5 protein-coding genes are annotated in these 10,173 nt (G+C 70.2%); 1 reads left to right on the top strand and 4 read right to left on the bottom strand.

Translation table 11 applies throughout. The features are described 5' to 3' along the window. Positions 1-14 precede the first annotated feature (14 nt). Together L2K70_RS17215 and L2K70_RS17210 are read right to left on the bottom strand one after the other, a co-directional pair. Positions 15-326, bottom strand: a complete 312-nt coding sequence (locus tag L2K70_RS17215; RefSeq protein ID WP_236404285.1) for a helix-turn-helix domain-containing protein — start codon at positions 324-326, stop codon at positions 15-17. Positions 327-383: 57 nt separating this feature from the next. After that, positions 384-881 carry a CinA family protein gene (locus L2K70_RS17210; RefSeq protein ID WP_236404282.1) on the bottom strand — a complete coding sequence of 166 codons (498 nt, stop codon included), beginning with the start codon at positions 879-881 and terminating at the stop codon, positions 384-386. An 18-nt stretch (positions 882-899) separates the two neighbouring features. Between L2K70_RS17210 and L2K70_RS17205 the strand changes: the two genes are divergently transcribed. Continuing rightward, positions 900-2,666 carry a glycoside hydrolase family 15 protein gene (locus L2K70_RS17205; RefSeq protein ID WP_236404279.1) on the top strand — a complete coding sequence of 589 codons (1,767 nt, stop codon included), beginning with the start codon at positions 900-902 and terminating at the stop codon, positions 2,664-2,666. Between the two features lie 61 nt (positions 2,667-2,727). On the opposite strand, the gene L2K70_RS17200 is transcribed toward L2K70_RS17205, so the two are convergent. Together L2K70_RS17200 and L2K70_RS17195 are read right to left on the bottom strand one after the other, a co-directional pair. Then, positions 2,728-5,055 (bottom strand): bifunctional metallophosphatase/5'-nucleotidase, encoded by a 2,328-nt coding sequence (locus L2K70_RS17200; protein ID WP_236404276.1) that lies wholly within the window; start codon positions 5,053-5,055, stop codon positions 2,728-2,730. 205 nt (positions 5,056-5,260) lie between these two features. Further along, positions 5,261-10,114, bottom strand: coding sequence for an ExeM/NucH family extracellular endonuclease (locus tag L2K70_RS17195; RefSeq protein WP_236404274.1), 4,854 nt, complete (start codon positions 10,112-10,114; stop codon positions 5,261-5,263). Between the last annotated feature and the right edge of the window lie 59 nt (positions 10,115-10,173).

The raw sequence follows: 10,173 nt of genomic DNA, 5'->3' as shown, positions 1-10,173 counted from the left end.
GCAGGAGAGCGGGCTCAGGCGGCGGAGGCGACGACGTCGCCGGAGGGACGTGCGGCCGCGATCGGCGTGCTCGTCGCGACACCGAGTGCCAGCTCCTCGATCGCCACGGCGTCGGCCACGTCACGGAGCACGTCGGAGAGCGGCAGGTCCATCGCCTCGCACAGCGACGCCAGCAGCTCCGACGACGCCTCCTTCTGGCCCCTCTCGATCTCCGAGATGTAGCCCAGGCTGACCCGGGCCTCGGCCGAGAGCTCCCGGAGCGTCATCCCGCGCTGCATCCGGGCGCTGCGCAGCACGTCGCCGAGCAGTCGTCGGAAGATCACCATGCGCGAGGTCCTTGCTCTGGGAGAGTTCTCTGTCGAGGAGGTTCGTCTGCCCCAACGCTACCGGAGGCGCGGTTCTTCCCGCAGGAGGTCCCGCAGGAGGGACACCGCGGACTCGCAGGTCGCCTCCCGGATCGCGTGGCGGTCGCCGGTGAGCGACAGCAGGCGGGCGCGCACCACCTCGGGTCCGGCGACGGCGATCCACACCGTCCCGACCGGATGTCCCTCCTGGCCGTCGGGGCCGGCGACACCGGTGGTCGCCACCCCCCAGGTGGCGTCGAGGCGACGCCGTACGCCCCGGGCCATCGCGATCGCGCACTCCTCCGACACGACGCCGTGCCGGTCCACCACGTCGGCGGGGACGTCGAGCACCGACACCTTGACGCGCGTCGCGTAGGACACGACACCGCCGACGAAGCTCCGCGAGGCGCCCGGCACGTCCGTGATGCCGCCGGCCAGCATGCCGCCCGTCAGCGACTCCGCGGTCGCCAACGTCTGCTGGCGGTCCGCCAACGACTCGAGCACCGTCGGCACGAGGTTCCCGGCACGTGACCACACGTCGGCGACACTAGCCGCATGCCACTCCCCATCGAGGACTACGCCCTCATCGGTGACCGCGGCACGGCGGCGCTCGTCGGAAAGGACGGCTCCATCGACTGGCTCTGCCTCCCCCGCTTCGACTCCCCCGCCTGCTTCGCCGCGCTGCTCGGCACCGAGGACAACGGACGTTGGCTGCTGGCGCCCGCGGACGAGGTGGTGTCGACGAGCAGGAGGTACGTCGACGGCACGGCGCTGCTGGAGACGACGTTCACCACGGTGGACGGCGAGGTCGTGCTGCTCGACGTGATGCCGACCGGGGACGGGCGCGCGGACGTCGTTCGCCGCCTCACGTGCACGCGCGGCACGGTGCGGATCCGCCACGACTGGGTGGTGCGCTGCGACTACGGCCTGGTCCGTCCGTGGGTGACGCGCGAGAAGGCACACGGCAACGACCTCATCGTCGCGGTGGCCGGGCCGGACAAGATCGTCCTGCGCGGTCCGCGGCTCCCGCGCGCGCACGACGGCCACCACTCCGACGAGTTCGAGCTGTCCGCGGGCGAGGAGGTCACCTTCTCGACGACCTGGGTCCGCTCGTGGCGCGACGTGCCCGAGCCGCTCGGCTTCGACGAGCGCATCGCGGCGACCACCGATGCCCAGCGCGAGTGGTCGGCCCGCTCCCCCGACGACGTGCCGCACGCCGACATGGTCCGTCGCAGCCTGCTCACCCTGCTGCTGATGACGCACGAGGAGACCGGCGGCATCGTCGCCGCGCCGACCACGTCGCTGCCGGAGGACTTCGGGGGCGAGCGCAACTGGGACTACCGCTTCTGCTGGCTGCGCGACGCGGCCCTGACCCTCGAGTCGCTGCTGGGAGCCGGCTACGCCGAGGTGGCCTACCACTGGCGGCACTGGTTGCTGCGCGCCGTCGCGGGCGACCCGGCGGACCTGCAGATCATGTACACCGTCGACGGCGGCCGCCAGCTGCCCGAGCGGGAGGTGCCGCACCTCCCGGGATATGCCGGCAGCAGGCCTGTGCGCATCGGCAACGGCGCCGTCGTGCAACGGCAGAACGACGTCCTGGGCGAGGTCATGCTGGCGCTCGAGCTCGCGCGGCAGTCCGGTCTCGGCGAGACCCGCAACTCGTGGTCCCTCCAGCGCGCGCTCGTCGACGAGCTCGCCGACCACTGGGACGAGCCCGACAACGGGTTGTGGGAGATCCGCGGACCGCAACGGCACTTCACCCACTCGCGCGTGATGGTCTGGGTCGCCTTCGACCGCGCCGTGCGCGCGGTCGAGGAGCACGGCCTGGAAGGCCCAGTGGAGCGGTGGCGTGACCTCCGCGACCGCGTGCGCGAGGAGATCCTCGACAAGGGCTTCGACTCCGAGCGCGGCACCTTCACCCAGCACTACGACACCCGCGAGGTCGACGCGTCGCTGCTGATCATCCCGCTCGTCGGCTTCCTCCCCGGCCACGACCCGCGGGTGCTCGGGACCATCGACGCGGTCGTCGAGGACCTCATGGCCGACGGCCTCCTGCTGCGCTACCGCACGGAGACCGGGGTCGACGGCCTGGCCGGTGCCGAGCACCCGTTCCTGGCGTGCTCCTTCTGGCTCGTGGCGGCGCTCGCCCATGCCGGCCGCCGCAACGATGCCGAGGAGCTGATGGACCGGCTGTGCGGGCTGGCCAACGACGTCGGACTGCTGTCGGAGGAGTACGACGCCGCGCACGGGCGGATGGCGGGGAACTTCCCGCAGGCGTTCAGCCACCTGACGCTCGTGCAAGCGGCCCTCGCCCTGCGCTGAGCAGGACGAGGGCCGCGAGCCTGGTGCGGTCGGACGGCGTGGCCGCCCCGTGGTCAGGCCGTCAGCGACGGACCTTGACCTTGACGGCCTCGGTGGTGCTGCGAACCTTGCGGCTGCCGGCGTACTTCACCACGATGCGCTTCTTGCCCGTCTTGGCGAACTTCGCGAGGCGGACGACGGCCTTGCCCTTCTTGAGCTTGACCGTGTACTTCTGGCCACCGGCCTTGATGATCACCTTGCCGGTCACGGCCTTGATGCCGAGGGCTGAGGCCTTGATCTTCACCTTCGTCCGGGTCTCGCCCTTGACGATGCGTCCGGGCTTGGTGCGGACCTTGAGCACGCCCTTGGCCTTGCGCACCTCGATCGGCAGCGCGAACGTCGTTCCGGTGCTGGGACCGGTGAACGTCAGCATCTGCTTGCCCGTACGGGTCTTGCCCTTGAGCTTGACGTCGACGGCGCTCCGGCCGGCCTCGTCGAACGGCGTGGCGCTGAGCGTGTTGTCCACGGCCGTCGGGGCGAGGGTCTTCTCACCGGCCTTGATGGTGAGCACGCTGTCGCGGACGTCGGCGGGCGAGGTCATCGCGAGCGACGACAGCGTGAGCTCCACGTCCTGGCCGATCCGGTAGAAGCGCGGCTTGTCGGCCGGCCAGGTGATGCCCACCTGGCGCTGCTCCTTGTTGACCGCCAGCGGGGTGGTCGCGGCCTTGGCGGCCATGTAGTCCACCATCGCCTGCAGGTCGACCTTGCCGGTGTCCCGCTTGCTGGTGCCGGCGTTGAACCCACGGAAGTTGTCGCCACCGCTGGCGAGGAACGAGTTCACCGTGACGGAGTACGACGTCGCGAGCCCCAGCGGTTGACCGTTGAGCCACATGCTGGTGATCCGGTCGCCCTCGGGCCTGGTCGGGTCGTAGGTCGAGAAGAACCCGTCGGAGACGCCCAGGCGCAGGAACGGCCGGGTGGGCACGACGCCCTTGTCGTCGCGCTGCCACTGCTGCTCGAGCACGGTCTTGATCTGCGCACCGGTCATCTTCATGTTGACCAGCGTGTTGGCGAACGGCTGGACCACGGCAGCCTGCTTGTAGGTCAGGTTGGCCGGGTAGCCGCCCGACGAGCCGGCCATGTCCGCGCGGAGGCCGCCCGGGTTCATGAACGCGATCTGTGCCGCTCCGGACTCGGGAGCGGAGGTCGCCCACCGCTGGACCTCGGCGACGAGGTTGCCGAGGGTCGACTCGCCACCGCGGTTCTCCTCACCGTTGGCGATCTTCGCCCGGTTGAACGGACCGGCGACCTTGCCCAGCACGCGCGCGCCGAGCTCGTTGGCCTTGACGAACGCCGCGTCGACGATCGCCTTGGTGTCGGCGTCGACCGGGTAGAGCGGCGGCGTGGCCTTGGGGCCGCTGCTGCCGTCGGGGTCGGGGCCGAACATCGGCAGGATCTCCTGCGACGCCACCGCGACGCTGCGGTCGCCCGTCGTCGTCGGATCGCCGTCCTGGTCGGTGACGCGGAAGACCAGCTTGTTGAGGTTCGCGCCGTACTGACCGGCGGAGACGACCGGACGGCCGCCGATCGAGTGGTTGTAGGCCAGGTGCGTGTGGCCCGAGACGATCGCGTTGACGTTGCTGTTCACGCCGGCGACGATGCGACCGAAGGTCGAGCTGTCCGTCGCGGAGGCGATGTCCTTGGTCGCCGCACCCTCGTGGACCAGCATGATGACCAGGTCGGCACCGGCCGCCTTCAGCGCGTTCGCGGCCGTGTTGGTCTCGTCGATGATGCTCGTAACCTTGATGTCGGCGATGCCGGCGGGGCTGACGAGCGAGGGAAGGTCCTCGGTGACCGCACCGACGAACCCGACCTTCACGCCGTCGGTCGTGGTGGTCATCCAGGTCGCGCCGTCGGAGTCACCGGGCGAGGCCGCGACGTCAGGCAGCGCGTAGGAGTTGTCCGAGCGCTTGCGGACGTTGGCCGCGAGGTACTGCCAATTGGCGCCGCCCTCGGGGTTGCTCGCGCTCGCGGGCTTCATGACCCGGTTGACCAGGTCGGCGTAGCCGCCGTCGAACTCGTGGTTGCCGGCCGCTGAGACCGCGAGCCCTGCCCCGTTGAGGACGTCGAGGGTCGGCTTGTCGTGCTGGATGAACGACTCGAAGGTCGAGGCACCGATCATGTCGCCGGCCGCGGCGAAGACCGTGTTGGGGTTGGCGCCTCGCAGCTGCTTGACGGCGCCCGCCATCACCGAGGCGATCTCGATCGGCTCCGGGTTGTTGGACCCGCTCGGGCGGTCGGCGAGCCGACCGTGGAAGTCGTTGGTCGCGATGATCTGGACGTCGACCTCCGTCGGCGCTGCGTTCGCCGGCGCAGCCGCCGCCACGACGGCCAGGGGGGCCGCGACCATGCCGGTGAGGGATGCCGCGAGAGCGAGTCTGCGACCTGTTCGTGATGCTGGCACGAGTTGCCTTTCCGAAGAGGGTTGTCTGGCTCCGGGGGTGAGTCGGGTCACCCTAACCCGCTTCTTTACCGAGCAGCAGACCGCGTGGCCGGTGCACGACGAACGGCCCGGCCGCCCCCCGAGGGGCGACCGGGCCGCAGCGGCCGTCGGATCAGCGGGTGATCTTGAGCTTGACCACGGTCTTGGCTCGCTTGGTCGAGTCGTCACCGAGGTACCGCACGACCACCTTCTTCGTGCCGGCCCGGGCGAAGGCGGGGAGCTTCACGACCGCCTTGCCGTCCTTCAGCCTGAATCGGAGGACCTGGTCGCTGCCCTTGACCCGCACCTTGAGCCAGCCGGTCGGCACCGTGCCGTCGGCCGTGACCTTGACCTTGAAGCGCACCCGCTTGCCGACCGTGCCGGTGGCGTTGACCGCCTTGAGCTCGGCCGCGGCCTTCTCCGGCACCGGGGTCGGGGTCGGCGTGGGCGTTGTGGTCGGGGTCGGCGTCGGGGTCGGCGTCGTGGTCGGCGTGGGCGTCGTGGTCGGCGTCGTACCGCCTGCCACCACGATCGGCACCCGCACGGTGGTGCCGGTCGTCTCCCCGGTCACGGTGAGCACCCTCGCGCCACCGGTGGTGCCGGCAGGCAGGGTGACAGTGACCGTCGCCTTGCCCGTCTCGTCGGCCGTCGGGTCTGCCGCCGTGTGGTCCACCGGGAACGAGCCGAGGGGCGCGCCGTCCAGTGCGACCGTCACCGTCGAGTCGGTGACATCACCGGCCGCCGTCATGTCGAGCGACGACAGGTCGAAGGTCACCGTCGCACCGGGTGCGTACTCGCCGGGGGCCGTGGGACCGAAGGCAACGCCCACTGCGCGCTGGCTGTAGTCCACCGGGAGCGGCGGGTCGCCCTGCCCCGGGTTCGCGAACTCGGCCATGTAGTCGACCATCGCCTGCAGGTCCGACTTGCCGGTGTCCTGCTTGTTCGCACCGCCGGCGAAGGCGAAGAAGTTGTCGCCCCCCGCCGCCAGGAACGAGTTCGCCGTCACCGAGTACACCTGCGACGCGTCGACCGGCACGCCGTCGAGCCACATCGCCGTGATGCGGGACCCGGCCGGCTTGGTCGGGTCGTAGGTGTAGGTGAAGCCCTTCGACGCCCCCAGTCGCAGGAACGGTCGGCTCGCGCCGGCCGGCTGCCACTGCTGCTCCAGCACCGTCTTGATCTGGGCACCGGTGAGGTCCATGTTGACCAGGGTGTTGGCGAACGGCTGGACGTTGGCCGCCTGACGGTAGGTCAGGGTGCCGTCGGCCGCCGGGACCATGTCCGCGCGCAGGCCACCGGGGTTCATGAAGGCGATCTGGGCACTTCCCGTGGTGGTCGACTCCGTCGCCCACCGCTGCACCTCGGCGACCAGGTTGCCCACGGTCGACTCACGCCCGCGGGCGTCCGACGACGCCGAGAGGCGCGGTCGGGTGAACGAGCCGGCGAGCTTGCCCAGCGGCCGGGCACCCAGCACGTCGGCCTTGGCGACCGCCGCGTCGACGATCGCCTTGGTGGCCGGGTCGTCGGGGTAGTTGGGCGTGTAGGAGTCGGTGCCGTCGTTGGTCTGGAGCGCCAGGATGCGCGTCCGGATCCCGAGGACCTCGCCCGTGTCGCCGTCCACCCGGAAGCGGAGCTGGTTGAGGTTGTAGCCGTACTGACCGGCCGAGACCACGGGCCGCTTGGTGACCTCGCGGTCCTGCGCCGCCCACTCCGGCACCGGCACGCGGTGGTTGTAGGCGAGGTGGGTGTGGCCGGAGATGATCGCGTCGACGTCGGCGCTGACGCCGTTGACGATCTTGCCGAAGTCGGACGCCGGGTCGACGGCCGAGCTGTAGGCCGTCGTGGCCGCACCCTCGTGGACGAGCAGGATCACGATGTCCGCACCCTGCGCCTTGAGGTCCTCGGCCTCTTCGTTGGTGGCCTCGACGATGTCCGTCACCTCGATGTCGGCGATGCCGGCGGGCGACACGAGCTCGGGAAGGTGCTCGGTCACCGCACCGACGAATCCGACCTCTACGTCACCGAAGTCCTTGATCCACGTCGCCGGCAGCGCCGGGTTGCCGGTGGCCTTGAACTTCACGTTGGCGCCGAGGTACTTCCACTCGGCCCCGCCCGTCGGGTTGTCGTCGGGGTCGTAGGACGCCATCACGCGGTTGACCAGGTCGTCGTACCCCTGGTCGAACTCGTGGTTGCCGACCGCCGACACGTCGAGACCGGCCTCGTTGAGGGCGTCGATCGTCGGCTTGTCGTTCTGGATGAACGAGTCGAACGTCGAGGCTCCGATGAGGTCGCCGGCCGCCGCGAACACGGTGTTGGGGTTCTGCTGACGCAGCTGCTTGACCGCACCGGCCAGGACGGCTGCACCCGACTCCGCACCGTCCCGCTTGATGCGACCGTGGAAGTCGTTGACGCCGAGGACCTGGATGTTCTCGACAGCGGTGTTGATGCCGACGATCTCCGGGTTGTGGTCGGAGGCGCCGTAGGGGGTGGCGGCGTGGAAGTTGGTGACGTTGTAGTTGAACCGCTCGTAGGAGTAGGCCGGTGACTCGTTGGCACCGATCTCCCAGATGTCGGCACCGGTCACCATCGCGCGCGCCGGCCCGTTGGCCAGCACGTGGTCCAGCGAGCCGGAGAGACCGCTGAAGCTGTAGGACCACTCGTTGGGGGTGCTGGACTCCACGACCTCGTAGCCACCGTTGTAGAGGACCTGCATCGGGTCCTCGAACGTGTAGCTGTTGAAGTCGCCGGTGAGGAACACCTTGGCCGTGCCGCGCGAGGCGGCGAACTGGTCGGCGAAGGTCACCAACGCCTGCGCCTGGCGCGTGCGGTCGCCGTTGTAGGCACCCTGGCCGTCACCGGTGTCGGTGTTGTCACCCGAGGCACCGGACGAGCTCTTGGACTTGAAGTGGTTCGCCACGACGGCGAACGCGTCGGTGTTGGGCGACCCCTCGGGCTTGAACGCCTGCGCCAGCGGCTGGCGAGCGTTGTTGAACGCCGTCGAGCCGACGAGGATCTGCGACTGGCCGACGCGGCTGACCGTGTCGGGGTTGAAGATGAACGCGGTGCGGATGACGTCCTCGGACGCGGGCAGCTGCTCCGGGGAGGGGGCGAACGCCCACCGCGTGTAGCCCGCCTTGGCGTTGAGCGCCGCGACCACGGCCTTGACGGCGTCGTCCCGGTCGCTCTCACCGATGGACCGCGAGTTCTCGATCTCCTCGAGGGCGACGATGTCGGCGTCGAGGTTGGTGATCGCCCGGACCATCTTGTCCTGCTGGCGCGTCAGGCTGGCCGAGGTGGCGGCACCGCGCGGGCCGTTGCCGCCCGAGCAGGTGTCGACCGTGATCGGGTTGCCCTGGCGGTCGTTGTCGTACTGGCACGAGCGCCCGGTGCCGGCGGCGACCCACGCCTGGCCCGTGGTGTTGAAGTAGTTCAGCACGTTGAACGTCGCGAGCTTGAGGTCGCCTCCGACGTTCTCGGGGCGGGCGGAGCGGGTGTTCTGGAACGTCGCGACGTCCTGGTCGGTCGCAGCCGTCACCTGCGTGGTCGGCTGCATGGTCCACGCGTTGTTGCGGAACTCGAAGATCATCGGGATCTTCAAGGTCGCCTTCGCGCCCACCCGCACCGGCTTGGGCGCCGTGGTGTCAGGCGTGAGCCACGGAAGGGGCGTGTTCTTCGTCGCCGTGTCGCCGAAGAGGAAGTCCAGGCTGGCGCCGTCGTCGAGCGTGACGGCACGGGCGTCGTTGTCGGCCTTGACGGCCTGCGCCTCGGGCGTCCCGGGACGGGCCACGTCCGTCCACTGGCGCAACGGCGTGGTGCCCGCAGCCAGGCCGACCGAGCCGTACTGGTTGGTCGTGTAGGAGTTGGTCACGGTGAAGGTGCCCGTGAGCGAGACGAGCTCGCTCTCGTGCGCCTCGCGCTCGGCCGCGTCCCGCGGGAGACCCATGACACGCGGGGTGACCGGCGCGAGCACCGGCGTCACCGCGGTGACGTCGGCGTCCTCGGCGACGATCTCGGTGAGTCCGGTGGCCGGGCCACCGCCCTCGACAGCGATGCCCTTGACCTGCACCGAGGCACCGATGGCGGGATAGGTGGCGAAGCCGTCGTTGCCGCCCCACACGAAGATCGCGTCGGACGCGCCGGGGGTGGCGTCGCTGTCGCCCCCCGTGCCGCCGGTCTGGATGGTGAAGCCGTTGAGCCCGCCGGACGGGTAGCGGGCGGTCACGACGCCGGTGGTCGTGACGATGTCCTCGGCGTGCGGGCTGGTCGCCCCCGTGCCCTGGATCTCTGCGATCGTCCCGGTGAACTCCTCACGCGGCGGCTCGCAGGCAGCGCCGCAGCCGGTCGGCGTCGGGGCCGCCTCGGAGAAGTCTGCGTCGTTGGCGTCGGTGTCGGCGCCACCGGTGCGCTGCGCCGACAGCGTGCTGCTGATGTTCACACCCGTGGCGGCCGTCTCGTAGGTGACCGCGGAGGTGCCGTAGCCCACGAGGTCGACCAGGCCGTCGGTCGTCACACCCTTCAGGTCGACGCCCGTGGTGCCCGTGCCGAACGTCGGGTAGGACGTCGTGTTGGAGACCAGTGCCACCACGCCGCTCGAGGCCGACATGGAGATGGTGCCCTGGTCGTCGACCGTGGCGAACTGCGTTCCGGTCGCGAACGTCCCCTCCTGCACGAGGTAGTGCGCCCCGGCCTTCACCACGCCGCTCAGCGGGGTGACCGCGAAGGCGCCGGTGCCCGACGCGCTCTTGTACTGCACCGACCAGCCACGCACGTCGATGTCGCTCGCGGTGGGGTTGTAGAGCTCGATGAAGTCGTTTCCAAAGGTGTCGGCGGCCCCGCTGCCGGTGCCACCTCCGTAGACCTCACTGATGACGAGGTTGGTGCCGGCCGGGTTGGCCGCTGCAGCGATGGGCGTGAGTCCGGCTGCGAGGAGAGCCAGACCCGCTCCTGCCGCGAGACGTCGCGGCGAGGGGAGCGAAGGTGAGCGCATGAAAGCTCCGAGTCTTCGAGGAATGTGTCCCGCGCATCTTCACCCGAGGGTCCGACAAT

The organism is Nocardioides potassii, assembly GCF_021648885.1.
GTDB classification, from domain to species: Bacteria; Actinomycetota; Actinomycetes; order Propionibacteriales; family Nocardioidaceae; genus Nocardioides; species Nocardioides potassii.
This window is presented reverse-complemented; position numbering and strand designations above follow the sequence as displayed.

Bases quoted from the DNA above. Each gene is read 5' to 3' on its own strand.
- L2K70_RS17215 (WP_236404285.1), bottom strand. From the start codon at position 326: ATGGTGATCTTCCGACGACTGCTCGGCGACGTGCTGCGCAGCGCCCGG.
- L2K70_RS17205 (WP_236404279.1), top strand. From the start codon at position 900: ATGCCACTCCCCATCGAGGACTACGCCCTCATCGGTGACCGCGGCACG.
- L2K70_RS17200 (WP_236404276.1), bottom strand. From the start codon at position 5,055: ATGGTCGCGGCCCCCCTGGCCGTCGTGGCGGCGGCTGCGCCGGCGAAC.
- L2K70_RS17195 (WP_236404274.1), bottom strand. From the start codon at position 10,114: ATGCGCTCACCTTCGCTCCCCTCGCCGCGACGTCTCGCGGCAGGAGCG.